A 24,225-nucleotide genomic window follows, 5' to 3' on the forward strand; every position below is an offset into this window, starting at 1 on the left:
CCCCCCCCCCCCCCCCCCCCCCCCCCCCCGCCCCGCCCGCCCCCCCCCCCCCCCCCCCCCCCCCCCCCCCCCCCCCCCCCCGTCCGTCCCTGGTCGCGTCGACTACGCGACGGGCTCGCGCACCTGGTCGAGCGTCGGGTAGTCGGTGTAGCCCTCGGCGCTCGCACCGTAGAAGAGCTCGGGACGCGGCTCGTTGAGCGGCGCGTCCTGCTCCCAGCGCTCGGCGAGGTCCGGGTTCGCGATGGCGGCCCGGCCCACCGCGACGGCGTCGGCGAGGTCACCGTCGAGCAGCGTGATCGCCTCGTCGCGGGTGGTCATCGAGGAGAAGCCCGAGTTCGCGATGAACGGTACACCTGCGGTGCGGCGCACGTGCTGCACGAGCTCGCTGGCCGGCTCGGCGTGCAGGACGTCCACGAAGGCCAGCCCGAGCGGCGCGAGGCCCTCGGCGACGGCGGTGTAGGTCGCACGGACGTCGGCGTCGTCCTCCTCGAGCACGCCCTGGATGTTGTGCTGCGGCGACAGACGGATGCCCACGCGGTCGGCGCCGACGGCCTCCGCGATCGCCGTGGTGACCTCGACGGCGAAGCGCGCGCGGTTCTCGGGGGACCCGCCGTACTCGTCGGTGCGGGTGTTCGACACGGGGGAGAGGAACTCGTGCACGAGGTACCCGTTCGCGCCGTGCACCTCGACGCCGTCGAGCCCGGCCGCGATCGCGTTGCGAGCGGCGCGGACGAAGCCCTGGACAGCCTCACGGACCTCGTCGGTGGTGAGCTCGTGCGGCACGGGCATGTCGGCCTTCGAGCCGTCGGCCAGGTGCGTCTGCCCCGGAGCGGCGATCGCCGAGGGGCCGACGATGCGCGGGGTCTGCGAGATGTCGGTGTGCGACACGCGACCGCCGTGCATGAGCTGCATGACGATCGTGCCGCCGCGCTCGTGCACGGCGTCCGTCACGCGGCGCCACCCGGCGACCTGCTCGTCGGTCTCGATGCCGGGCTGCCCGGGGTAGGAGCGGCCCTCCTGCACGGGCCAGGTGCCCTCGGTGATGATCATGCCGAGGCCGGCGCGCTGCGCGTAGTGCTCGACGAGGAGGTCGTTGGGGATGCCCTGCTCACCGGCGCGCGTCCGGGTGAGGGGTGCCATGACGATGCGGTTGCGGAGGTGGAGTGCGCCGAGGTCGGCGGCTTCGAAGAGCTTCACGTGTCCGTTCAACCACGTGTTGCGCGGGGCAATTCCCCCGGCACGGCGGATCCTCAGCGACCGGGGCACACCAGCGTGCTCGAGCGGACCTGGCCCTCGGGGCGGATCACGGTGTGCTGCGAGAGTGGCTGGTGGCAGATCGGGCAGGGACGGTCGACAGTACGGTCGTCGACGCCCTCGACGCGTCCGGCACCGATCTGCGACGGACCCATCTTCTCGATGAGCGTGCGGTTCCAGCGGTCGTACCAGCTGCCGAAGCGACCCATGCTCCGTCCTTTCGTTCGTACACGAATCATTCTGCCACGAAGTACCTGCTCAGTCGAGTGCGTCGACGCGTCCGAGCAGCTCCGTCAGGTCGTCCTTCAGTCGCTCGAGCCGGTCGAGCGGCCAGCCGAGCCGGTCGGCCACCGCGACCGGGACGGTGCTCGCCCGCTCGCGGAGTGCTCGACCGGCCGTGGTGAGCGACACCTCGAGCTGGCGTTCGTCGGCCGCGCTGCGCTGCCGCCGGACGTAGCCGGATGCCTCGAGGCGCTTGAGCAGCGGGCTCAGTGTGGCGGAGTCGAGGCGGAGCTCCGCGGCGATCTCGCGCACCGAGCGCGGGTCGTGCTCCCACAGGGCGAGCATGACGAGGTACTGCGGGTGCGTCAGGCCCAGCGGGTCGAGCAGGTCGCGGTACAGGCCGATGACGCTGCGGCTCGTGGCGGCCAGGGCGAAGCAGAGCTGCCGGTCGAGGGCGAGGGGGTCGACGTCGGTCGCGGTCATGCCTCCACGGTACTTCGTCCACGAACGGATCGGGCGCCCGGTGCCGCGGTCGTGCACGGCACACGGACGGGAGGCCCGGTGCCGGTCTCGTGGACCGGCACCGGGCCTCCCGGCGGTGCAGTGGGGCTGGCGCCCCCGCGGACGCTCGACGCCTAGGCGCGGTGCGTCGGCGTGTGCCCCTCGTGCGGGTTCGCATCGGGCTCCACGTCGGCGGCGTGCGACCCGCGGTGCGCTCCGACTCCGGCCCCGGCGGTGGCACCGGCGACGGCGGGCTCGGCGCCGTGGCCGCGGTCGTCACCGGGGTGCGAGCGCTCGAGCTTGGCGCCCTCGACGTCGACGTCCGGCAGGATCCGGTCGAGCCACTTCGGGATCCACCAGGCGCTCTTCCCGAGCAGGTGCATGACCGCCGGGATGAGCAGCATCCGGACGACGAAGGCGTCGACCAGCACGCCGAACGCCAGGCCGAAGCCGATCGGCTTGATGGTCGAGGACTCCGAGAAGATGAAGCCCGCGAACACCGAGATCATGATGATCGCAGCTGCCGTGACGACCGCGCGACCGGCGTGCAGACCGCGTTGCACCGCGACCTTGGCCGAGGCGCCGTGCGCGTACGCCTCACGCATGCCGGACACCAGGAAGAGCTGGTAGTCCATCGCGAGCCCGAACAGGATGCCGATCTCGATGATGGGCAGGAAGCTCAGGATCGGCGCAGGGTCGTGCACGCCGAACACGGAGCCCAGCCAGCCGAACTGGTAGATGGCCGTCAGACCACCGAAGGACGCGAGCACGGACAGGATGAACCCGGCCGTCGCGGTGATCGGCACGAGGAACGACCGGAACACGACGATGAGGATGATCAGCGACAGGCCGACGACCACGACGAGGTAGAGCGGCAGCACGTTCGCGAGCTTCTCCGACACGTCGATGTTCGCGCTGGCGTTGCCCGCGACCCCGAGCGTCACCGTGCCGTCGTCGGTCTGCACGGTCTGCTCGCGCAGGTCCTTGACCAGGGTCTCGGTCGAGACGCTGTCCGGGCCGCCCGCGGGCTTGACCTGGAAGGCGATGATGTCGCGGTCGGACGACGCGCCGATCGGCAGGACGGCCTCGACGTCGTCGTTCTTCGCGAGCGCCTGGCCGATGGTGACCTCGGTCGCGGTGACGTCGTCCTTCGCGATCGCCTCCGGCAGGTCGGCCACGACGAGCAGCGGACCGTTCTGGCCGGCGCCGAACTCGTCCTCGAGCGCCTTGTACGCCTTGTACTGCGACGAGTCGGTGGCCTCGGAGGCACCGGTCGGCAGGCCGAGGCGCATCTGCGTGGCGGGGAGGGCGATCGTGCCGAGCACCGCGATGCCGGCGACGAGCGTGACGACCGCGCGCCAGGTCGACATCGGCTTGTTCGGCACCCGGACGGACCCGGTGTGCCCGATCTGCTGCCGCTCCTTCTTCCGGAGGATGCGCATGCCGAGCAGGGACAGCAGCGCCGGGGTGAACGACGTCGCGATGAGGATCGCGAACAGCACGGCGACGGCGCCGACGGTGCCCATCAGGCCGAGGAACGGGATCCCGGTGATGTTGAGCGCGAGCAGGGCCACGATGACGGTCGTGCCCGCGAAGACCACCGCGTTGCCGGAGGTGCCGTTGGCGAGACCGATGGACTCGTGGACGCCCATGCCGGCCTTCAGCTGCGTCCGGTGTCGGTTGAGGATGAACAGCGAGTAGTCGATGCCGACCGCCAGGCCGAGCATCACCCCCAGCACCGGCGTGACCGAGATGAACTCGACCAGGCTCGAGAACGAGAGCGACGCGAGGGTGGCGACGCCGACGCCGAGCACGGCGGACAGCAGCGGGATGGCGGCGCCGATGACCGTGCGGAGCATCAGGAAGAGCACGAGCGCGGCGATGATGACACCGACGATCTCGCCGGGGCCGAGGATCGACGGGACACCCTGCGCGATGTCGTTCGAGACGTACACCTCGACGCCGTCGATCTTCGCGCTCTCGGCCCGGTCGGAGATCTCCTGCTTGGTCTCCTGCGGCACCTCGAAGGTCGACTTCGTGAACTGCACGGTGCCGATCGAGGCAGCGCCGTTCGACGACACGAAGCGGATGTCCTTCGACAGGTCGAGCAGGTCGGACCCCTGCTCGAGCTCGCGCTCGTTGTCCTCGAGCTTCTTCGTGTTGTCGTCGATCTCCTGCTGGGCGTCGGCGATCTGCTCCTCGCCCGCGGTGATCTGCTGCTGCTGGGCGTCGATCTGCGCCTGGGCCTGCTCGAGCTGCTGCTGACCGGCCTGCGCGGCCGCACTGTTCGCGGCGGCGGCCCCGGCGGCCTGGGCCTGCGCCTCGGCCTGGGCCTTCTGCTGGTCGAGCTGCGCCTGCGCCTGCTCGATCTGCTGCTTGCCCGACTCCAGCTGGTCCTTCTGCTGGTCGAGCTGGGCCTGGCCGTCCTCGATCTGCTTGCGACCGTCCTCGATCTGCTGGCGCCCGTCGACGATCTTCTGCCGCTGCTCGTCGAGCTGGTCCTGCGTGGTGAAGCCGTCACGGACCTCCTTCACCCCGTCGAGGTCGGCGATCCCGTCCAGGAAGTCCTTGACGTCGGCCTGCTGCGTCGCGGTGAACGCCTTCCCGTCGGTCGTCTCGAAGACCAGCGTGCCGTTGCCACCGTTCGCCGACGGGAACTTGTCCGCCAGCTCGTCCTGCACCTGGCTCGTCTTGGTGTTCGGGATCGTGATGGACGAGGAGATCGTGCCCGCGAACAGGCTGTAGGTGAGCCCCGCGATGCCCATGATGACGATCCAGGCGATGATCACCAGCCAGTGGCGTCGTGCGGAGAACCGTCCGAGACGGTAGAGGAGACCGGCCATGCGGTTGCCCCGTCCTTTCGTGTCAGGTGCTGTGGTGGTGCGGGGTGCGCCGGTGGACCCCGGGGGGAGTGGTCAGGAGGCCGGCATGTAGCCGGAGCGGACGCTGTGCACGAGTCTGCTCAGCAGGGCGTCCCACGCGGTCAGTGACGCCGGGGTGAGCTCGGGGCCGTCGTGGGTGAGCCAGTGGTCGGCGATGACGACGATCCCGCTCATGAGCGAGTCGACGAGCAGTGCGGTGTCGAGCGGGTCGGCACCCGGGTGTCGCCGGGCGACCTCGTCGCGCAGCCGGTCGGTGACCCGCGAGAACGCGGTCTGGGTGAGGACCGCGGCCTTCGGGTCCTCCTTCCCCGGTTCACCGATGATCCGGTACATCCCGGAGATCGCCGGCGCCAGGTCGGCCCCGCGTGCGGCCGACTCGAGCTCCTCGAACATCGACGCGCGGCTGCCGTCACCGATCGGGGTCCGGGCCATGTCGGCCAGGAACCGGTCGATGATCACCGAGAGCTCCTGCTCGCACACCGCGAGCAGGACCTCGTCGAGCGACGCGAAGTGGTTGAAGACGGTCCGTCGCGCGATGTCGGCACGCGATGCCAGGTCGTCGACGCCGAAACCGCGTCCGCCGCGTTCGTCGACCAGGTCCCGCGCTGCCTGCAGGATCGCGGCACGGTGCTTCGCCTTGAGCGCGGCACGACGGTCGGTGGTGGTCACGTGTGCCAACACTAGGTGCATCGATGCACTCGGTGCACCTTCTCCGAGCGCTCCCTCAGGTTCGTCCCCCGGGCACGGAGGGTCGCGGGTCGATCCGGATGCGTCGGGTCGGAACACCGGTTCCGCACACCGGTTCCGGCTGCCAGACTGGGGGCTCGCGACCGCCGTACGAAGGAGTACCCATGACCGTCCGCCTGAGCCCGGAGACCCTGGACCGGATCGCCGCGAGCGGCGTCGCCGTGCCGAGCTACGACCGCGACGGGATCACCCCGGGGATCGTGCACTTCGGCGTCGGCGGCTTCCACCGTGCGCACCAGGCGATGGTGGTGGACCGGCTCCTGCAGCAGGGCGAGGCCCGCGAGTACGGCATCTGCGGTGTCGGTGTGCTCGAGCAGGACCGTCGCATGGCCGCCGCGATGGCGGAGCAGGGCGGCCTCTACACGCTCGTGCTCAAGCACCCGGACGGCACGCGGGAGTCGCGGGTCGTGGGCAGCATCGTCGAGTACCTGCTCGCGGTGGACGACCCGGACGCGGTCGTCGAGAAGATGGCGCACCCGGACACCAGGATCGTCAGCCTGACCATCACCGAGGGCGGCTACAACTTCGACCACGTCACGGGGGAGTTCGTCGCGGACGAACCGGGTGTCGCAGCGGACCTGCGCGGGGACGCCCCGCCGCGGACGGTCTTCGGCCTCGTGGTCGAGGCGCTCCGGCGTCGTCGCGACCGGGGTCTCGAGCCGTTCACGGTGATGTCGTGCGACAACATCCAGGGCAACGGGCACGTCGCTCGGCAGATGTTCACCGCCTACGCCCGCCTGCAGGACCCGGCCTTCGCGGCGTGGATGGGCGAGCACGTGTCGTTCCCGAACTCGATGGTCGACCGGATCACCCCGGTCACGACCGACGAGGACCGGGCGTGGGTCCGTGACGAGCTCGGCATCGAGGACGCCTGGCCGGTCGTCGCCGAGCCGTTCTTCCAGTGGGTGCTCGAGGACGACCACCCCGCCGGCCGCCCCCGGTACGAGGACGCCGACGTGCAGCTCGTCGACGACGTCGAGCCGTACGAACTGATGAAGCTCCGGCTCCTCAACGCCAGCCACCAGGGGCTCTGCTACTTCGGGTACCTGTCCGGGTACCGCTACGCCCACGAGGCCACGCAGGACGAGGCGATCGCCACCTTCCTCCGCCGCTACATGGCCGAGGAGGCGACCCCGACGCTCCACGCGGTCCCCGGGATCGACCTCGACGACTACACGGCGACGCTCATCGAGCGCTTCCGGAACCCCGAGGTCCGCGACACCCTCGCCCGGCTCTGCGCCGAGTCGAGCGACCGCATCCCGAAGTGGCTGCTCCCGGTGGTCCGCGAGAACCTCGCATCCGGAGGTCCCGTCGCGCTCTCGGCCGGCATCGTCGCCTCGTGGGCGCGTTACGCGGAGGGCACCGACGAGGACGGGCAGCCGATCCAGGTCGTGGACCGTCTCGCCGACCGGCTGACGGCGGCCGCGCGGCGGCAGGACGAGGACCGGCTCGCCTTCCTGCAGGACCGCCAGGTGTTCGGCGACCTGGTCGACGACGACCGGTTCGTCGCGGCGTACCGCGACGCGCTCGACGGGCTCCTGCAGGACGGCGCACACGCGACGGTCACGCGCCTGTCGCGCTCCTGACACGTCGCCCGCCGGACGGGAGGCGCGTGCGGACCCCGACCATGCGTCCCGGCTCCGCCACCACCGGACGGGAGGCGCGTGGTGGCACCGCCACGTGCCTCCCGTCCGACCGTGGCCGCGTCGCTCGCACGGCGGGACGCGACGTGCAGGTGGATCGCGGGCGGGGTCGGCATGCTCGTCAGCGTGCGGACGACGAGGACGACCCTGGCCACGATCGCGGCGGTGGCCGCGCTGACGCTCGCCGGGTGCAGCGGCAGTGGTGGTGGCGACCCCTCGGGCACGGCGGGCGGCGCTCCGACGGCGACCACGACGCCGGTACCGACACCGACACCGACCGCGACCGCGGACGCGGCGACGTCCCGCGCGTTCGCCGCGCTCGAGGAGCGGGACGACGCCCGGATCGGCGTCGTCGCGATCGACACGGCGGACGGCAGCAGCGTCGGGTACCGGGCGGACGAGCGGTTCGCCTTCGCCTCGACGAACAAGGCGTTCATCGCCGCGGCGGTCCTCGACGCGTCGAGCGGCGAGGACCTCGACGAGGTCGTGCACTACGGACGGGGCGACCTGCTCGAGTACGCACCCGTCACGAGCCGGCACGTCGACGAGGGCATGACGGTCCGGGCGCTCGTCGACGCGGCGGTGCGCGAGAGTGACAACACGGCTGCGAACCTGCTCGTGGAGCGGCTCGGCGGGGTGGGCGGTGTGTCGCGGTGGCTGCGGGGGATCGGGGACGACGTGACCCGGGTGGACCGCGTCGAGCCCGACCTCAACACGGCGGTCCCGGGTGACCCGCGGGACACGACGACCCCGGCGCAGTCGGCGAGCGACCTGCGGGCGGTGCTCGTGGGCGACGCGCTGGACGCCGGGGACCGCGAGCTGCTGCGGTCGTCGATGTCGGGGACGACCACCGGTGACGGCACGATCCGGGCGGGCGTCCCCGGGGGCTGGTCGGTCGCGGACAAGACCGGGACCGCCTCGTACGGGGTGCGCAACGACATCGCCGTCGTCCGGCCGCCGGGCCGGGATCCCGTCGTGCTCGTCGTGTTCACGGCGCACGAGCGGGCGGACGCGGAGCCGTCCGACGCCCTGGTGGCCGCGGCGACCCGACTGGCGGTGCAGCGGATCGTCTGACGGACACCCGCAGGGCGTTGCTCAGCGCGGGAGCGTCGTGGCCCAGCGCCCGAGCACGTCCCACACCTGGTCGCGGACCTCGGGCGCGGAGAGCACCACGTCGTGCAGGGCCCCGTGCAGGCGCCGGACGGTCACCTCGGCGCCGAGCGACAGGGCCCGGTGCGCGACCACGTCCACGTTGAGCGCGACGTCGGCGCGCGTCATCGCGTCGTCCCACCGCGGCTGCAGCATGCTCTTGTCGCTGAGCAGCACGAGGGTCGGCACCGCGATGCCGAGCCCCTGCGCGACCCGTTCCTGCCCGGCGAACACCGCGGCGAGCCACCCGGGGTGCAGGGCGAAGCCCCGTTCGGGCCGCCAGCGCTGGTCGTAGGTCCACGACCCCTCGCCCGTGGCGGACACCGTCCGCGTCGCGAAGCCCGGGTCGACCGCGGGCATCGGCGCGAGCGGGTTCCGCTTCGCTCCGAGCTTGATCACCGGCGTGACGAGCGCCCGGCCGAGTGCACTCGCCTGGAACTCGAGCCACGGGCTGTTCAGCACCAGGCCGTCGACGAGGTCGGGGTGCCGCGCGGCCCAGAGCGCCAGGGTCAGCCCGCCGGTGGAGTGCCCCATCGGGACGAGTCGTCGGCGCGGACCGCCGTGGTGCTCGGCGGCGATCGCGTCGAGGGCGGCACCGATGTCCTCGTCGTACACGGCCAGGTCGTCGACGAACCCGGGCGTCTGGTGTGGGCGGAGGCTCCGGCCGTACTTCCGCAGGTCGAGGGCGTGGAAGCGCGCTCCGAGCCGCTCGAGGTGCTCCGCCAGCTCCACCTGGAAGAAGTAGTCGGACCAGCCGTGCACGTACAGCACGTCCACGCCGTGCAGGGGGCCGCGGGCGTGCAGCAGCAGGTCGTTCGGTGACCGCCGGCGCCGCACCAGGGTCGCGACGACCGGTCCCTCACCGTCCTCGCCGAGCGGGAGCTCGAGGCGCTCGAAGGAGGCCCCCAGCACGTCCTCGTGCCACCGTCCGGTCCCCATCCCCCGAGCGTACCGACGAGCGCACGGTCACGACGCGGTCACGGTCGGGTCACGGGACGGTGACGGCGGGAGCCCCTGCGGTAACGATCCGTACCGACTCGGTCCTTTCCCAGCGGTCGTGCCGGTTCTGCCCGGGGAACCCCGGGCAGACGTCCGAACAGCGTTGGGAGGGTCACCCGACGCCTCCGGACGACGGGGGCGGGACGACGAGGGGGAGACATGACGATGCGACGTGCGACCGGGGCAGCCCTGGGCTTCGTCGGCGGCAGCGTGCTGGCGGGGCTGCTGGTCGGGGTCGGGGTGACACCGGTGCTCGCGGTGGCCGGCGTGGGGACGACCTCGGCGATCGACCTGTTCGACTCGATGCCGGAGTACATCGAGATCGGTGACCTGCCCGAGCGCAACGAGATCTGGGCGTACCAGGGCGGACAGCCCGTGCACCTGGTCGACGTGTGGGACCAGAACCGCCAGGAGCTGTCGCTCGACCAGATCAGCGACACCCTCGAGCACGCCGCGATCGACGGCGAGGACAAGCGCTTCCGCGAGACGGGCGGCGTCGACCCGACGAGCCTGGTGCGGTCGGTCGCGAGCGTCATCGCCTCCGGCGGGCAGGGCGGGTCCGGTGGCTCGACCATCACGATGCAGCTCGTGCGGAACATCAAGATCCAGCAGGCGAGCGAACTGCCGACCGCCGAGGAGCGCGAGGCCGGCTACCGCGACGCGACGAAGAAGAGCCCGGAGCGCAAGCTCGCCGAGGTGAAGCTGGCGATCGGACTCGCGAAGGAGTACTCGAAGGACGAGATCCTCGCCGCCTACCTGAACATCGCGTACTTCGGCGACCAGACCTACGGTGTGCAGGCAGCCGCGCAGCGGTACTACGGCAAGGACGCCTCCGACCTGACCCCGGCCGAGGCCGCGTCGCTGATCGCCATCGTGCAGTGGCCCGAGCGCCGCGACCTGTCGACGCCCGAGCACCACGCCGACAACCAGGCGCGGCGGGACGTCATCCTCCGCTCGATGCACGAGCAGGGGCACCTGGGCGACGCGGACCTCGCGACGGCGCTCGCGTCCCGTCCGGCCGACTACGTCCGCCTCACGGCGCCGCAGCAGGGGTGCGAGTCGGCGGTGCGCGGCGCGGAGTTCTTCTGCGCGTACGCCGAACAGGTGGCGAAGGAGCTGCCGCAGCTCGGCGCCGACCCCGGTGCCCGCGCCGCCGCGTGGCGCACGGGCGGGTACCGGGTGCAGACCACCCTCGACCTCGACCTCAACACCCAGCAGAAGGACCTGCTCGCCCTGCACGACCCGGCGACCGAGAGCCGGCTCGCCCTCGGTGCGACGCTCGACACCGTCGAGGCGGGCACCGGTCGCGTGCTGACGATGGCGCAGAACAAGGACTTCGACCGGTCGGCCGACGCACCGGCGACGGCGACCTCGCTCAACTACGCCACCGACGAGTCGAACGGCGGCTCGAAGGGGTTCCAGGTCGGCTCGACCTACAAGATGTTCACGCTGCTGCAGTGGCTCGAGTCCGGCCGGAGCCCCGACACGGTGGTGGACGGGACGCGGAAGGCCCGGGCCACGTGGACGCAGTGCGGGCAGCGGGTCACGCTGGACACCCCGTACGACCCGAAGAACGACTCGCCGGGGCAGACCGGGCCGTACTCGGTCCGCGCGGCGACGGCCCAGTCGGTGAACGCGGCCTACGCGGACATGGCGTCGCAGCTCGATCTCTGCGACATCCGCGACACCGCCGCGCGACTGGGCGTCCACCCGGCGACGGGTGGGGAGCTACCGGCGAACCCGGCGGCGATCCTCGGGACGACGAGCATCGCCCCGCTGACGATGGCGGCCGCCTACGCCGGGATCGCGAACGGCGGCGTGTACTGCGCCCCGGTCGTCGTCGACCAGGTCACCGGGCCGGACGGGACGGCCCTCGGCGGGCAGCCGCGGTCCTGCACGCAGGCGGTGTCGGCGTCGGTCGCGGCCGAGGCGTTCGCGGTGATGCAGGGTGCGTTCCGCGGCGGCACGGCGTCGGGTGGGCAGACCCTCGACGGGGCGACGCTGTTCGGCAAGACGGGCACGACCGACGCGGCGGACCAGATCTGGCTCGTCGGCGGGACCTCGCGGGCGGTGACCGCGTACTGGCAGGGCAACACCGACGGCGGGAAGACGAACCTGCGGTACGTGGGGAGCGGCCAGGGCGGCACCTACGCCGGGTCCCGGGCGGACGTGTGGCGGCAGGCACAGACGGCGGTGAACGCGGCGCTGCCCGCCGGCTGATCGTCCGCTGCGGAGCGACCCCGTGACGGACGGAAGGCGCGGTGCCAGCCGGCACCGCGCCTTCCGTCCGCACGCGGGTCGCTACGAGACCTTCTTGCTGTCCTCGAGCCAGCCCGCGAGCTTCGTCATGTAGTCCGCCTGCGACGCGTAGTCGAGCGCCGGGAAGGTCCAGCTGTGGACCTGGCCCGCCTCGAGCGCGGCGTTGACGGCGAAGGTCGGCTGCTTCTCGAGGTCCGCGACCTGGTAGCCCTGCTGCGACAGCAGGAGCACGTCACCGGTGATCTGCCCCGCGTTCTCCCACGAGTAGACGCCCCAGTAGAAGCCCTTCGGCTTCGGGTCCACGAAGTCGACACCGAACGACGAGTACATCTGCAGGCTCGGCTCGTCGCTCGGGCGGGTGACGTACGCGCCGGAGCCGTCGGCGAACATCGACACCACGGAGACGTCGCTCGACTTCGCGGCCTGCTCGAGCTCGTCCTCGGCCGCGTCGAAGCGGTCCTCGGCGGCCTGGACCTTCGCCTCGGGGGCGCCGAGCGACTCGGCCAGGTCGGCGATGGTCTCGATGACGTCCTCGCCCTTGCCGCCCCACTTCACCTGGACGACGGGTGCGATCGCCTCGACCTGCTGCTGCTGCTCCTTGTCCTTGAAGCCGTAGCCGGGCTGGGTCGTGTCGAGCGTGCCCTGCTCGTCCTTCGGGTACACCGACGTGACGACGAGATCGGGCTTCAGGGCCGCGAGCTCCTCGAGGTCGATGTCGCCGTACGCCTCGCCGAGCTGGGTGATGCCGTCGGTGTCGAGGTCGGCGAACCGCTTGTCCTTCGCCATCGTCAGCTGGCCGAAGGTGCCGACCGGGCGCAGCCCGTACTCGATGAACGAGATGGCGACGTCGTTGAGGACGACGACGCGCTTCGGCGTGCTGTCGGTCTTGACGGTCGTGCCGGTGGCGTCCTCGTACGACCAGGGGCCCGAGGCGGCCGAACCTGTGCCGGCGGTGTCGCCGGAGCCGGCTTCGTCGTTCGCACCGGAGCAGCCGGTGAGGAGGAGGGCCGAGACGGCCACGGAGGTCACGAGGGCGGCGCGCAGGGAGCCGCGGCGGGGGATCTTCACGTTAGGAGAGCCTAACCTAACTCTGAGAGACCCGCCAGCATCGGACGCGAACACGGACCCGGACCGGCGGCGGTCAGGCGCGTGGTGCCTCGTGCTCGTCCGCCTCGTGCTCGTCCGCTTCGTGCTCGTCCGCTTCGGGCACGATCATCGGCGCGCCGGTGACCGGGTCCGGCACGACGCGGGCGTGCAGCCCGAAGGCGGTCTGCAGCACGGCGGGTGTCAGGACGTCCTGCGGCGTGCCGTCGGCGACGACACCGCCGTCGTGCAGCACGACGAGCCGGTCCGAGTACCGCGCCGCGAGCGTCAGGTCGTGCAGCACCATCACGACGGTCGACCCCTGCTCGCGGTTCAGGCGCCGCACGAGCCGGAGCACGTCGAGCTGGTGCGCGAGGTCGAGGTACGTCGTCGGTTCGTCGAGCAGCAGGGTCTCCGCCTGCTGCGCCACCACGAGCGCGATCCAGGCGCGCTGCCGCTGGCCGCCGGACAGGCTCGCGACGTCGCGGTGCGCGACCTCGGTCAGCCCGGTCGCCGCGATGGCCTGCTCGGCGACGTCGGCGTCGTCGGCCGTCCACGGCTTCGCCCACGACTGGTGCGGGTTCCGTCCGCGCATCACGAGGTCGAGGACACTCGTGCCGGCGGGAGCCACCGGCGTCTGCGGCAGGATCGCGAGCCGCCGGGCGACGGCGCGGTTCGGCTCCCGGCGGATGGGGGAGCCGTCCAGCAGCACCTCGCCCGACCGTGGCTTCAGCACGCGGCCGAACGCCTTGAGGAGCGTCGACTTCCCGCACCCGTTCGCGCCGAGGAACGTCGTCACCGTCCCGCGCTCGATCCGCAGGTCCAGGTCGCGGAGGACGGGGTCGCGGTCGTAGCCGACGGACAGTCCGCGGGCCTCGAGGACGGGAGGTACGGTGCCGGTCGAGGCGCCGCCCGCGCTCCGGTCGGTGGTCGCGTCCGGTGCGCCCGCGGTCCTGCCGTCGGTCGTGGTGGCGGTCATCGGGACATCTCCTTGCGGTGGCGGACGAGGAGCCAGATCAGGTACGGGGCCCCGACGACGGTGGTCACGATGCCGACGGGCACCTGCCACGGGAAGGCGGAGCGCGCGAGCAGGTCGGCGCCGAGGACGAGGACCGTCCCGAGCGCCCCCGCGAGCAGCAGTGGCGGACGGTTCGTCCCGGCCAGCCGCAGGGCCACCTGGGGGACGACGAACGCGACGAAGCCGATCGGTCCGGCGGCGGCGACGGCGGCGGCGGTGAGGACGACCGCGAGGGCGAGGACGAGCAGCCGGTGGCGCTGCACGCCGAGTCCGACGCCGGTCGCGACCTCGTCGCCGAGCTGCCCGATGCCGAGCGCGGCGCTGGTGGCGAGGGCGATCGGGACGCAGACCGCTGCGACGAGCAGGAGCGGCCAGACCGTCGTCCACGAGGTGCTCGACAGGCTGCCGACGAGCCACTGCGACGCCGCCGTGGCGACGGTGATCTTCGCGCGGACGAGCAGGTAGCTGGTCACGGCGTCGAGCGTCGCGCTCACCCCGATGCCGACGAGCACCAACCGGTAGCTCTGCACGCCGCCCCGCCAGCCGAGGCCGTACACGGCGGCCGCGGCGACGAGCGCCCCGATCGTCGCCGCCACCGGGATGCCGCCGCTCAGGACGACCGCCGACACCGAGTAGGTGCCACCACCGAGCACGATCGCGGCGACCGCGCCGACGCTCGCTCCCGAGGTCACGCCGATGATGTCCGGCGTGCCGAGCGGGTTCCGGGTCACCGTCTGGGTCAGCGCGCCGGCCGTCCCGAGCACCAGGCCGACCAGGGCGCCGGTGAGCACGCGGGGGAGCCGGAGCGTGGTGACGATGAAGCCCTCGGGGCCGTCCTCGGCGCCGAGCAGTGCGCGGACGACGGTGCCCGGCGCGATGAACGTGCTGCCGACCGCGACGCCGAGCACCACCAGGGCCAGGGCGACGGCGAGCGAACCGACCGTCCAGCCGAGCACCCGCGGACGCCAGGCGAGTCCGACCGGGCCGATCCGGACACCACGGCGACCGGCGGGCGGACGGCCCGTGCCGGACGGTACCGCGCGCTCGGCCTCGAGCCGTCCGTCCGTGGCGGCGCTCACAGGGACACCAGCGATCGGCGACGGGCGACGGCGACGAAGACCGGACCGCCGAGCACGGCGAGCACGATGCCGACCTCGACCTCGGAGAACCCGCCGACCAGTCGGCCCACCACGTCGGCGACGAGCACGAGTGCAGCGCCGACGAGTGCCGACACGGGGAGCGTCCAGCGGTGCCCGGTCCCGACCAGGGCGCGGGCGACGTGCGGCACCGTGAGGCCGACGAAGCCGATCGGTCCGGCGGCGGCGGTGGCACCGGCCGCCAGGAGCGTGATGCCGCCGAGCCCGACGAGCCGGGCGACGAGCACGTTCTCGCCGAGGCCCTTCGCCAGCTCGGCGCCGAGCCCCAGGGCGTCGAGGGCGCGGGTGTTCCAGACCGCGAGCACGGCGCCGACGAGCAGGAACGGTGCCGCGGCCACGAGTACGTCGAGCTGCCGGGAGGCGAGCGACCCGACCACCCACAGGCGGTAGGCGTCGAGGGAGTCCTGGTCGGTCAGGACGATGAACGACGTGATCGCCCCGAGCAGGGCGGAGACGGCGGCCCCGGCCAGGGCGAGGGGCACGGGGCTCGCGGTGCCGCTGCCGGCGACGGTCACCGAGAACACGACGACGCTCGCGACGACGGCCCCGACGAGGGCGAACCAGACGGTGGCCCCGGTGCTCGTCACCCCGAAGACGTACACGCCGAGCACGACCGCGAGCCCGGCGCCGGAGGAGACGCCGAACAGCCCGGGGTCGGCGAGCGGGTTCCGGGTGTGGCCCTGCATGAGGAGCCCGGCGATGCCGAGCGCTGCGCCGACGGCGGCCCCGATCAGGGTGCGCGGGATGCGGGAACCCCAGACGACGGCCTCGGCGGTGCTCGACCCGCTGCGCGTCAGCCCCGCGAGCACCTGGTCGACGCCGAGCCGGTTGCTCCCGAGGAGCATGCTCGCGACCGCGGCGACGACGAGCGCGACGACCAGGGCCACGACCACCAGCAGCCGACGACGGACGGCCCGGCGGTGCACGCCGTCGGCACGCGGCGGGGCCTCGCTCCGGGCAGCCCGGTCGGGCGTCAGGACGGTTTCGGGGGATGGCACGCAGGCCAGCTTAGGGTAGCCTTCCCTTCATGGCGAAGATCCCGCGGCTCATGCCCGAGGCACCCCGGCTCTTCCGTGCTCGGGTGCTCCGCTCCGTCCGGCACACCCCGTCGGTGCAGCGGGTCACCGTGACGGGCGACGACCTGCACGAGTTCCCGTTCCTCGGGTTCGACCACTGGTTCCGCCTGTTCGTGCCGCGCCCCGACCAGGACGCCTTCCGGATGCCCGACCTGGACGGTCGCCGCTGGTGGCCGTCGTTCCTCGCCATCCCCGAGGACGTCCGTCCCCACTGCGCGAACTACACGGTCGCGGCCTTCCGTCCCGAGGTCGGCGAGCTCGACGTCGACTTCGTCGTGCACTGCGACGCCGACGGCGAGCCCGAGGGCCGCGCGGCGATCTGGGCCTGCGGTGCCCGTCCCGGCGACGAGCTCGCGATGCTCGACCAGGGCTGCATCTTCGACTGCCCGGACGACGCCGGCGAGGTCGTCGTCGCCGCCGAGGAGACCGGCCTGCCCGCCGTCGTCGGCATCGCGGCGTCGCTGCCGCGCGACGCCGTCGGCCGCATCATCCAGGAGGTCCCGACCGCCGCCGACGTCCGCGTGCTCGACGCCCCGGTCGGTGTCACGGTGACGTGGATCGTCCGGGCGGACACCGAGCACGACGTCCCCGGACGCGCGGCGCTCGCCGAACTGCAGCGGTACGTGCCCGCCGACGACCGTGGGTACGCCTTCGTGGTCGGGGAGTCGCGGCTCGCGACCGAGGGCCGGCGACACCTGCACCGTGCCGGTCTGCCGAAGACCCGGATCACCTTCTCCGGGTTCTGGAAGCACGACGCGCGCCAGGTCGTCCCCGCCTGACCGTCCCCGCGTAGCGTGCGGGCATGAGCAGTCGACTGAGCGAACTCGTGCTGAACTGCCGCGACCCCGAGGCGTTGTCGCGCTTCTGGTGCGCGGTCCTGGACTACGTCGAACTCGGGAAGGACGACGACGGCATCGAGATCGGGCCCGCATCGGGCTTCGGCGGCGCGACCCCGACGATCATCCTCAACCGGGTCGAGCACGCGCCGACCCAGACCCTGCGGCTCCACCTCGACCTCTCGCCGGTCGATCGCGACCAGGAGGCCGAACTCGAGCGGCTGCTCGCGCTCGGTGCCCGACCCGCAGACGTCGGACAGACCGGCGAGGAGTCCTGGCACGTGCTGCAGGACCCCGAGGGGAACGAGTTCTGCCTGCTGCGGACGCGGCTCGACCCGCTCTGACCTGCCCTCGCGCCGCCCGTTCCTTCCCAAGACAGGCGCGATGCAATGCGATCTCGGGCGTACCTGGTCGTTCAGGAGCACCAGGCACGCCCGCTTCGACCAGGGACGCCCGCTTCGACCAGGCACGCCCGCGTCCACCAGGGACGCACGGTCCGACCAGGCGCACGACGGACGGGAGGCACGGTGCCAGCTGGCACCGTGCCTCCCGTCCGTCGACGCGGAGCGTCTAGCCCTTGAGGCCCGAGCCCGTCACGCCCTCCACGATCTGCCGCTGGAAGACCAGGTAGAGGATGATCAGCGGCAGTGCCGCGAGGATCGCGCCGGCCTGGATGTCGGCGTAGCGCTGCCCGAAGCTGCCCTGCACCGTGGCGAGCCCGACCGGGATCGTCATGAGGTCCGGGTTCGACAGGACGAACAGCGGCAGGAGCAGGTTGTTCCACACCCCGACGAAGGTCAGGATCGCGACCGCGGCGATCACCGGACGGGACAGCGGCATGATCACCGACCAGTAGATCTTCCACATGCCCGCACCGTCGATGCGCGCCGCCTCCTCGAGCTCCTTCGGGATGCCGTCGAAGAACTGCTTGAAGATGAAGACCGCGATCACGGCCGGCACCTGCGGGAAGATCACCGACCAGTACGTGTTGAGCAGGTTGACCGCGTTGAGCTCCTGGAAGATCGGGATGATCAGGACCTGCGTCGGGATCATGATGCCCAGGATGATGAGCAGGAACGCGACGTTCCGGCCGCGGAACGCCAGACGGGACAGCGCGAAGGCCGCCATCGAGGCGAACAGCACCGTCAGTGCCGTGGTGACGAGGCTCGTCACGCCGCTGGCGAGGTACCAGTTCCAGATGTCGCCGGACCGGAACAGCGACGCGTAGGAGTGCAGCGTCGGGTTCCAGTTCGACAGGATCGCGTTCGCGCCCAGGGCCGCGACCCCGTTGTCGGACAGTGACGTCTTCAGGGCGAACAGGCTCGGGATGAGCCAGATGATCGCGAACACCGTCAGGATGATCGCGGCGGCGGTGTTGAAGCCCTTGCCGGAGACGCCGATCTTCGCCGCGTTCGCGGGAGCGGCTGCCGAGACGCCGGAGCGCAGCTTCCGCGGACGCGACGTGGTGATGCTCTCGGTGGCGGTCATGTCAGGCCCCGATCTCTCGCTTGGCGGCAGCGCGCTCGACGAGCTGCCGGATGACCGCGATCGCGACGATCACGATGAACAGGAGCACCGACGCGGCGGACGCGGCGCCGAGACGGTTGTCGGTGAAGCCGACGCCGGTGATGAGCTGCAGCGAGACCTGGGTCGAGATGCCCGGGCCGCCGTTCGTCATCAGGTACACCTGGTCGAAGATCTTCAGGCTCGCGATGATCTGCAGCAGGATGACCAGCGTCGTCGTGCGGCCGAGCAGCGGCAGCGTGATCGACTTGATCTGCTGCCAGCTGGACGCACCGTCGACCGCGGCGGCCTCGTACAGCTCGCGGGGGATCTCCTGCAGGCCGGCCAGGTACAGCACGAAGTTGAAGCCGAGGGTCCACCACACGGTGGCGATCGCGACGCCGATCATGGCCGTGTTCGGGCTCGCGAGCACACCCGCACCCGGGGTCAGGCCGATCGCCTGCTGGATCGAGGCGAAGAGGCCCGTCGCCGGGGTGAAGATGAACACCCAGATGAGCGAGATCGTCGCCGACGGCAGGATGAACGGCAGGAAGAACGCCAGGCGGAAGAACCACTGCCCGCGGTTCATCCGGTTCGTCAGCACGGCGAAGACGAAGGCCAGGATCACCAGCGGCGGCGTCGTGTAGAGCGTGAACTGCAGGGTGTGCCAGAGCGACGACCAGAAGTCGGCGCGACCGAGCATCTCGGCGTAGTTCGCGAAGCCCGCGAAGCTGCCGAGCCCGGTGCGGACGGTCGAGGTGTTGAAGAAGCTCGTGACGATCATCCAGACCGTCGGACCGAGCAGGAAGGCCAGGTAGAACAGGCCGAAGGGCGCGAGGAAGAGCCAGCCGGTGCGGCCCTGTCCCCGGTTGGTGGAGTTCACGCGGGGGCGCGTGCCACGGGTGACCGCGGCGGCGTCCGTGGGTCGGGTGAGAACTGGTGCAGCGGTCACGTCATCGTGCCTTTCGCGCGGTGTTCACGTCGGTCGTCGGGGAGGCGTGCCCGGTCACAGCGGGCTCGGGGTGTTGAGGTAGGTGGCGAGCTGGTCCTTGATGGCCGCGAGCGCCTGGGCGGGGGAGCTGCTGCCCTGCTGCACCAGTGCGAGCTGGGCGCCGACGGTGTTCTCGAAGGTCGAGCCCGATCCGCCGTACCAGGCGGGGTCGTCGAAGACGGCGGACTCGGCTGCCGAGGCGTAGTTGGACTGCGGCTTCAGGTCCTTGAACGCGGTGCTGTCGAACGTGGGCATGTACGCGGGGACGTGCCCGCCCTCGGCCCAGGTCAGGCTCTGCTCGAGCATCTGCTTGATGAAGAGCATGTGCGCCTTGCGCTGCTCGGGCGTCCGGTCCTTCCGCGGCAGGATGAACGTGTGCGAGTCGGCCTGCGTCGCCGGCTTGTCGAACAGCTGCGGGACGGGGACCATGCCGAACTTCAGCCCCTTGATGGACTGCGCGGTGCTGATCTCCCACTCGCCCTGCATGAAGAAGCCCGCCTTGCCGGTGAACATCAGCGTCTGGGCGGTGGCGTAGTCGAGCCCCTTGTTCAGCCAGCCCTCCTTCACCCACTTCTGGGTCATGTCGGTGACCTTCGTGTACGCGTCCTCGTTGACGGTGAGCTTCGCGCCCCCGTCGCTGATGAACGGCGTCGCGCCGTCGATCTGGTTGTACATCGACCAGAAGAAGCGCCACGGGGTCGCGACCTCGCTGACGTTCGCGACGTTGAGCGCGGTGCCGCCGGTGACCTTCGCGACGGCGGCCAGCGCGGCCTCGAAGTTCTCGAGCCCGTTGAGGTCCTTCAGGTTGCCGTCGGAGTCGATGAGCCCGGCCTTCTGGCACACGTCAACGTTGTAGAAGAGCACGAAGGGGTGCGTGTCGAGCGGCACGCAGATGTTCTTGCCGTCGGTCTTCTGCGCGGTCCAGGCCTTCTGGTTGAAGTCGCTGGCGCTCAGGCCGACGCTCGCCAGGTCGTCCTCGGTGATCGGGTCGAGCAGCCCGCCGTCCCAGAGCGGCTTCGCACGGGTCAGGTGGGCGATCGCGACGTCCGGCGGCTTGTTCCCGACGGTGGCCAGTGTGACCTTCGAGTAGTACGGGTTGCCCCAGGCGAACGTCGTCGCCTGCAGCGAGGACGGCCCGCCGTGCTGCTTCGCGTAGCCGGCCTCCATCGTCTGCATACGGACACCGTCGCCACCGCCGAAGAGGTTCCAGAAGACGAGGGTCTCGGGGTTCAGCGGGGCACCGGCGACGCCGGCGGCGAGCGGGCTCGAGCACGCGGCGAGGGGGAGGACCGCGGCGCCGGCGGCTGCACCGGCGAGCAGGGTCCTGCGGGTGAAGGCACCGCCGCGGGACTGCGGGGTGGGTACGGCTGGTCGGATCGGCATGGCATCACTCCATCGGGACGGGCCGAGCGGAGCGGTCGTTGCTCCGTGAGCGCTCACAGTAGCGGCAGGTCCGGGGGTGCGCCACCCCTTTCGTGAAGGTCACGACCGGGGCGCGTCCCCGCTTCCCCATCCGCCCGGAACCCGCTAGCGTTCATGGGGACGTGAGCGCTCACTTTCGTTCCGGGCCGATCACGTCGCACCACGAGCCCCCACGCTGATCAAAGGAGATCCATGCCTCGCACACACCTCGTCCTCGACGCCGCGTTCACCGTGGGGCCGGTGCGCCGTCGCCTGTTCGGTGGGTTCGTCGAGCACCTCGGGCGCCACGTCTACGACGGCATCCACGAGCCGGCACACGAGACCGCCGACGAGCACGGCTTCCGCAAGGACGTCATCGACCTCGTCAAGGAGCTGAACGTCTCCGCGATCCGCTACCCCGGTGGCAACTTCGTCTCCGGCTACAAGTGGGAGGACGGCGTCGGGCCCGTCGAGCAGCGCCCCCGTCGCCTCGACCTCGCCTGGCACTCGACCGAGACCAACGAGGTCGGCCTGCACGAGTTCCAGCACTGGCTCGACGCGGTCGACTCCGAGCTCATGCTCGCCGTGAACCTCGGCACCCGCGGCACGCAGGAGGCCATCGAGCTCCTCGAGTACGCGAACATCGACGCCGGCACCGCGCTCAGCGAGTACCGCCGCTCGAACGGCCGCCAGGAGCCCTTCGCCATCACGATGTGGTGCCTCGGCAACGAGATGGACGGCCCGTGGCAGCTCGGCCACAAGAACGCCGAGGACTACGGCAAGCTCGCCGCCATGACCGCGAAGGCCATGCGACAGATCCAGCCCGACCTCGAGCTGGTCGCCTGCGGTTCGTCCGGCGCCTCGATGCCGACGTTCGGCGAGTGGGAGCGCACGGTCCTCGAGCACACCTACGACGACGTCGACTACATCTCGGCGCACGCCTACTACGAGGAGGACGGCGACATGTCGACGTTCCTCGCCTCGGGCGTCAACATGGACCACTTCATCGACACCGTCACCACCGCGGCGGACCACGTCAAGGCGCACAAGAAGTCGGACAAGCGCATCGACATCTCGTTCGACGAGTGGAACGTCTGGTCGATCAGCAAGTGGAACGAGCAGCAGAAGACCTTCGAGCTGCAGGACTGGCCGGTCGCGCCGCGCCTGCTCGAGGACGTCTACACCGTCGCGGACGCCGTCGTCGTCGGTGGGCTCCTCATCTCGCTGCTCCGGCACGCCGACCGCGTCGCGTCGGCGAGCCTCGCGCAGCTCGTCAACGTCATCGGCCCGATCATGACCGAGCCCGGCGGCCCGGCCTGGCGCCAGACGACGTTCTTCCCGTTCTCGCTCACCTCGAAGCTCGCGAACGGCACGTCGCTGCAGGTCAAGGCCTCGGGTGACACGGTCGACGGCGGCAAGTACGGCGAGGTCCCCGTGGTCGACTCCGCCGCGACGGTCGAGGACGGCAGGGCAGCGGTCTTCCTGGTGAACCGTCACCAGACCGAGTCGACGACCGTCACGATCGACCTGGCCGGCATCGGCGCCGACGGTGACGTCCGCGCGGAGGGCATCTGGGACGACGACGTGCACGCCGTCAACGACCTCGAGGGCCGCGAGCGCGTCGGACTCCGCACGAACGAGACCGTCCGTCGCGAGGGCGACACGATCACGATCGAGCTGCCCCCGGTCTCCTGGACCGCGGTGTCGATCGGCTGACCCGACCGCCGACCACGGTCGGCGCACGAACGCCTCGGCGAGCGCTCCGGTGAGCGTCGAGTGAGCACGGAGGGCACCGGCCCGCGCGAGCGGACCGGTGCCCTTCGCTCGTGCCGGAGCGTGCCGGAGCGGGCTGGAGCGGGCTGGAGCGGGCCGGACGGGAGGCGCGGTGCGGTACCGCCACGGACCTCCCGACCCGGGACGTGCCGGACGTCAGGCGCGGCGCGGTCCGGCCGTGAGCCTCCCGTCCGCCGCTCGGTCAGTCCGCGGACGGCCGCATGTCGTAGGTGACCCACGGGGTCGCCGCGGCGACGCGGTCGTAGACCGCCCGCGCGGTCGCGTTGTCCTCGGCGGTGATCCAGCGGACGACGCTCGCGCCCTCGGCAGCGGCGGTGGCCGCCGCCTCGTGCAGCAGTGCCGTCGCGACGCCGCGCCCCCTGGCGTCGGGAGCCGTGAACAGGTCGTCGAGGTACAGGCCGGTCGTCGCCGACGACGGGCGGGCGAACCGTCGGAGGTCGGCGAACCCGAGCAGGTGGCCGTCGGCGTCCTCGGCGACCAGGCCGGTCAGCCCGTGTGCACCCGTCGACACCCACTGCCAGGTGGTCCGGACGGCCTCGGTGTCCTCCGGCAGCCGGTAGAACGCGCGGTAGCCGGCGTACAGGGCCTGCCACGCAGCGGCGTCCGTCGACCGCACCGGACGGATGCGCACGACCGCGGCGCGCGCTCGGGACCGGATGTCCGTGATCACGGCGGTCTTCGCGTCGGCGTAGGCGTTCGTGTCGTCCCACGACCGCTCCATCAGCGCACGCTTGGTGTCCTCGTACCGCTGCCGGTCGGTGTCGTCGCGGCGGAGCTGGTCGCGGAGCAGCAGGTAGTCGTCGAGCTCGGCAGCGCCGTGCTCGTACACGTGCACGTGCGCGTCGCGCTCGGGCGTGCGGACGAGGCGGTGCCCGGGCTCGCGTACCCGGAGCTCGTACCCGGCGGCGAGCAGCGGGGTGAGGTACGCGGCCTCGTCGGTGACGTCCGGCACGGCGACCGCGACGTCGACGATCGGCTTCGCGGCGAGTCCCGGCACGGACGTCGAGCCGATGTGCTCGATCGTGACGTGCTGGCCGTCCAGGGCGTGGGCGATCCGTGCGCGGTGCTCCTCGTAGCGGGCGGACCAGGCGGGATCGTGGTCCTGGAGCCCGACGGTCAGCGGCTCGGGGCCGCCGACGATGTCCACCTCGGTGACGTCGGGGTGCGCGTGCGCACCCGTGCGGATCCAGTGGTGGAGCAGGGTGTGCCCGTCCGGGTCGACCACGCTGCGCTCGTACCGGCCGCCGGCGTGCTCGATGACCCGGCGGGACGCGGGGTTCGTCGCGTCGCACGTCAGCATGACCTCGGGCAGCCCGCGCTCGGCAGCCGCGCGGACGACCTCGGCGAGCGCCGCGGACGCCAGGCCCCGGCCCCGGGCGGAGGGCCGGACGCCGTACCCGACGTGCCCGCCGTACGAGCGGAGGAAGTCGTTGAGCTCGTGCCGCAGCGCGATGCTGCCGAGGTACTCGTCACCCTGGACCATCCAGCGGTAGGTGCACGTCACGTGGTCGGGGCTGGCCGGGGTCGTCTCCTCGGCCAGGAGCTGGTCGACCCAGCGCTCGAAGCCCGCTCGGTCCTGCAGCGCCGCGGCGTCCCGGATCCCGGCGCCGTCCTGGTGGGCACCGTCCCACTCCTGCAGGGCGCGGCGGAAGGACGGGTAGTACTCGGGGGAGGGGGCGACGAGTTCCATCCGGAGATCCTAGGGGTGCT

Annotated in this window: 20 protein-coding genes; 6 read left to right on the forward strand and 14 right to left on the reverse strand. The window is 71.7% G+C overall.

What is annotated here, in order from left to right:
* Window positions 1-102: 102 nt before the first annotated feature.
* From PIJ49_RS13665 to PIJ49_RS13685, 5 genes are all read right to left on the reverse strand, one after another.
* Window positions 103-1,197 carry an alkene reductase gene (locus PIJ49_RS13665; protein WP_271826848.1) on the reverse strand — a complete coding sequence of 365 codons (1,095 nt, stop codon included), beginning with the start codon at window positions 1,195-1,197 and terminating at the stop codon, window positions 103-105.
* 53 nt (window positions 1,198-1,250) lie between these two features.
* Window positions 1,251-1,463 (reverse strand): hypothetical protein, encoded by a 213-nt coding sequence (locus PIJ49_RS13670; protein WP_251154519.1) that lies wholly within the window; start codon window positions 1,461-1,463, stop codon window positions 1,251-1,253.
* A 49-nt stretch (window positions 1,464-1,512) separates the two neighbouring features.
* Window positions 1,513-1,959, reverse strand: a complete 447-nt coding sequence (locus PIJ49_RS13675) for a MarR family winged helix-turn-helix transcriptional regulator (protein ID WP_066658556.1) — start codon at window positions 1,957-1,959, stop codon at window positions 1,513-1,515.
* A gap of 152 nt (window positions 1,960-2,111) precedes the next feature.
* Complete coding sequence (locus tag PIJ49_RS13680; protein WP_271826849.1) at window positions 2,112-4,820, reverse strand: MMPL family transporter; 2,709 nt, start codon at window positions 4,818-4,820, stop codon at window positions 2,112-2,114.
* A 72-nt stretch (window positions 4,821-4,892) separates the two neighbouring features.
* Window positions 4,893-5,528 carry a TetR/AcrR family transcriptional regulator gene (locus PIJ49_RS13685; protein WP_209685666.1) on the reverse strand — a complete coding sequence of 212 codons (636 nt, stop codon included), beginning with the start codon at window positions 5,526-5,528 and terminating at the stop codon, window positions 4,893-4,895.
* A 182-nt stretch (window positions 5,529-5,710) separates the two neighbouring features.
* Between PIJ49_RS13685 and PIJ49_RS13690 the strand changes: the two genes are divergently transcribed.
* Both PIJ49_RS13690 and bla read left to right on the forward strand, forming a co-directional pair.
* Complete coding sequence (locus PIJ49_RS13690) at window positions 5,711-7,192, forward strand: mannitol dehydrogenase family protein (RefSeq protein WP_066655718.1); 1,482 nt, start codon at window positions 5,711-5,713, stop codon at window positions 7,190-7,192.
* Window positions 7,193-7,363: 171 nt separating this feature from the next.
* Entirely contained in the window at window positions 7,364-8,323 is a 960-nt protein-coding gene (gene bla / locus PIJ49_RS13695) for a class A beta-lactamase (protein ID WP_442874646.1), read from the forward strand.
* 21 nt (window positions 8,324-8,344) lie between these two features.
* Here the strand turns inward: bla and PIJ49_RS13700 are convergent, their stop codons facing one another.
* A complete protein-coding gene (locus tag PIJ49_RS13700; RefSeq protein WP_271826851.1) occupies window positions 8,345-9,337 on the reverse strand; it encodes an alpha/beta hydrolase in 993 nt (330 codons plus the stop codon).
* A gap of 219 nt (window positions 9,338-9,556) precedes the next feature.
* Here PIJ49_RS13700 and PIJ49_RS13705 point away from each other — a divergent pair, with 219 nt between their 5' ends.
* Window positions 9,557-11,617, forward strand: a complete 2,061-nt coding sequence (locus PIJ49_RS13705; RefSeq protein ID WP_271826852.1) for a transglycosylase domain-containing protein — start codon at window positions 9,557-9,559, stop codon at window positions 11,615-11,617.
* A gap of 81 nt (window positions 11,618-11,698) precedes the next feature.
* Here the strand turns inward: PIJ49_RS13705 and PIJ49_RS13710 are convergent, their stop codons facing one another.
* The 4 genes from PIJ49_RS13710 to PIJ49_RS13725 all read right to left on the reverse strand — a co-directional run bounded on the left by PIJ49_RS13710 (window position 11,699) and on the right by PIJ49_RS13725 (window position 15,912).
* On the reverse strand, window positions 11,699-12,724 hold the full coding sequence (locus tag PIJ49_RS13710; RefSeq protein WP_271826853.1) for an ABC transporter substrate-binding protein: 1,026 nt from the start codon (window positions 12,722-12,724) through the stop codon (window positions 11,699-11,701).
* A gap of 73 nt (window positions 12,725-12,797) precedes the next feature.
* The gene (locus PIJ49_RS13715) at window positions 12,798-13,718 is read right to left on the reverse strand and encodes an ABC transporter ATP-binding protein (protein WP_271826854.1); all 921 of its coding nucleotides are present in this window, start codon (window positions 13,716-13,718) and stop codon (window positions 12,798-12,800) included.
* Complete coding sequence (locus PIJ49_RS13720) at window positions 13,715-14,836, reverse strand: FecCD family ABC transporter permease (protein WP_081985013.1); 1,122 nt, start codon at window positions 14,834-14,836, stop codon at window positions 13,715-13,717. The genes PIJ49_RS13715 and PIJ49_RS13720 overlap by 4 nt, the downstream gene beginning before the upstream one ends.
* Window positions 14,833-15,912, reverse strand: coding sequence for a FecCD family ABC transporter permease (locus tag PIJ49_RS13725; protein ID WP_235426357.1), 1,080 nt, complete (start codon window positions 15,910-15,912; stop codon window positions 14,833-14,835). The genes PIJ49_RS13720 and PIJ49_RS13725 overlap by 4 nt, the downstream gene beginning before the upstream one ends.
* A 29-nt stretch (window positions 15,913-15,941) precedes the next feature.
* Here PIJ49_RS13725 and PIJ49_RS13730 point away from each other — a divergent pair, with 29 nt between their 5' ends.
* Both PIJ49_RS13730 and PIJ49_RS13735 read left to right on the forward strand, forming a co-directional pair.
* The gene (locus PIJ49_RS13730) at window positions 15,942-16,769 is read left to right on the forward strand and encodes a siderophore-interacting protein (RefSeq protein ID WP_066655700.1); all 828 of its coding nucleotides are present in this window, start codon (window positions 15,942-15,944) and stop codon (window positions 16,767-16,769) included.
* A 23-nt stretch (window positions 16,770-16,792) separates the two neighbouring features.
* Window positions 16,793-17,170, forward strand: a complete 378-nt coding sequence (locus tag PIJ49_RS13735; RefSeq protein ID WP_066655697.1) for a VOC family protein — start codon at window positions 16,793-16,795, stop codon at window positions 17,168-17,170.
* 226 nt (window positions 17,171-17,396) lie between these two features.
* Here PIJ49_RS13735 and PIJ49_RS13740 read toward each other — a convergent pair whose 3' ends face one another.
* From PIJ49_RS13740 to PIJ49_RS13750, 3 genes are all read right to left on the reverse strand, one after another.
* The gene (locus PIJ49_RS13740; protein WP_066655694.1) at window positions 17,397-18,314 is read right to left on the reverse strand and encodes a carbohydrate ABC transporter permease; all 918 of its coding nucleotides are present in this window, start codon (window positions 18,312-18,314) and stop codon (window positions 17,397-17,399) included.
* A gap of 1 nt (window position 18,315) precedes the next feature.
* Entirely contained in the window at window positions 18,316-19,212 is an 897-nt protein-coding gene (locus tag PIJ49_RS13745; protein ID WP_066655692.1) for a carbohydrate ABC transporter permease, read from the reverse strand.
* Window positions 19,213-19,335: 123 nt separating this feature from the next.
* Window positions 19,336-20,703: an extracellular solute-binding protein gene (locus PIJ49_RS13750; protein ID WP_209685680.1), complete on the reverse strand. Its 1,368-nt coding sequence runs from the start codon at window positions 20,701-20,703 to the stop codon at window positions 19,336-19,338.
* A 231-nt stretch (window positions 20,704-20,934) separates the two neighbouring features.
* Here PIJ49_RS13750 and arfA point away from each other — a divergent pair, with 231 nt between their 5' ends.
* Window positions 20,935-22,437 carry an arabinosylfuranosidase ArfA gene (gene arfA, locus PIJ49_RS13755; protein WP_271826855.1) on the forward strand — a complete coding sequence of 501 codons (1,503 nt, stop codon included), beginning with the start codon at window positions 20,935-20,937 and terminating at the stop codon, window positions 22,435-22,437.
* A 259-nt stretch (window positions 22,438-22,696) separates the two neighbouring features.
* On the opposite strand, the gene PIJ49_RS13760 is transcribed toward arfA, so the two are convergent.
* Window positions 22,697-24,205, reverse strand: coding sequence for a GNAT family N-acetyltransferase (locus PIJ49_RS13760; protein ID WP_271826856.1), 1,509 nt, complete (start codon window positions 24,203-24,205; stop codon window positions 22,697-22,699).
* Between the last annotated feature and the right edge of the window lie 20 nt (window positions 24,206-24,225).

The organism is Curtobacterium uvaldense, assembly GCF_028307415.1.
GTDB lineage: Bacteria > Actinomycetota > Actinomycetes > Actinomycetales > Microbacteriaceae > Curtobacterium.

Bases quoted from the DNA above. Each gene is read 5' to 3' on its own strand.
- PIJ49_RS13735 (WP_066655697.1), top strand. From the start codon at position 16,793: ATGAGCAGTCGACTGAGCGAACTCGTGCTGAACTGCCGCGACCCCGAG.
- PIJ49_RS13700 (WP_271826851.1), bottom strand. From the start codon at position 9,337: ATGGGGACCGGACGGTGGCACGAGGACGTGCTGGGGGCCTCCTTCGAG.
- PIJ49_RS13670 (WP_251154519.1), bottom strand. From the start codon at position 1,463: ATGGGTCGCTTCGGCAGCTGGTACGACCGCTGGAACCGCACGCTCATC.
- PIJ49_RS13730 (WP_066655700.1), top strand. From the start codon at position 15,942: ATGGCGAAGATCCCGCGGCTCATGCCCGAGGCACCCCGGCTCTTCCGT.
- PIJ49_RS13750 (WP_209685680.1), bottom strand. From the start codon at position 20,703: ATGCCGATCCGACCAGCCGTACCCACCCCGCAGTCCCGCGGCGGTGCC.
- PIJ49_RS13680 (WP_271826849.1), bottom strand. From the start codon at position 4,820: ATGGCCGGTCTCCTCTACCGTCTCGGACGGTTCTCCGCACGACGCCAC.
- PIJ49_RS13740 (WP_066655694.1), bottom strand. From the start codon at position 18,314: ATGACCGCCACCGAGAGCATCACCACGTCGCGTCCGCGGAAGCTGCGC.
- PIJ49_RS13690 (WP_066655718.1), top strand. From the start codon at position 5,711: ATGACCGTCCGCCTGAGCCCGGAGACCCTGGACCGGATCGCCGCGAGC.
- arfA (WP_271826855.1), top strand. From the start codon at position 20,935: ATGCCTCGCACACACCTCGTCCTCGACGCCGCGTTCACCGTGGGGCCG.
- PIJ49_RS13675 (WP_066658556.1), bottom strand. From the start codon at position 1,959: ATGACCGCGACCGACGTCGACCCCCTCGCCCTCGACCGGCAGCTCTGC.
- PIJ49_RS13760 (WP_271826856.1), bottom strand. From the start codon at position 24,205: ATGGAACTCGTCGCCCCCTCCCCCGAGTACTACCCGTCCTTCCGCCGC.
- PIJ49_RS13715 (WP_271826854.1), bottom strand. From the start codon at position 13,718: ATGACCGCCACCACGACCGACGGCAGGACCGCGGGCGCACCGGACGCG.
- bla (WP_442874646.1), top strand. From the start codon at position 7,364: ATGCTCGTCAGCGTGCGGACGACGAGGACGACCCTGGCCACGATCGCG.
- PIJ49_RS13705 (WP_271826852.1), top strand. From the start codon at position 9,557: ATGACGATGCGACGTGCGACCGGGGCAGCCCTGGGCTTCGTCGGCGGC.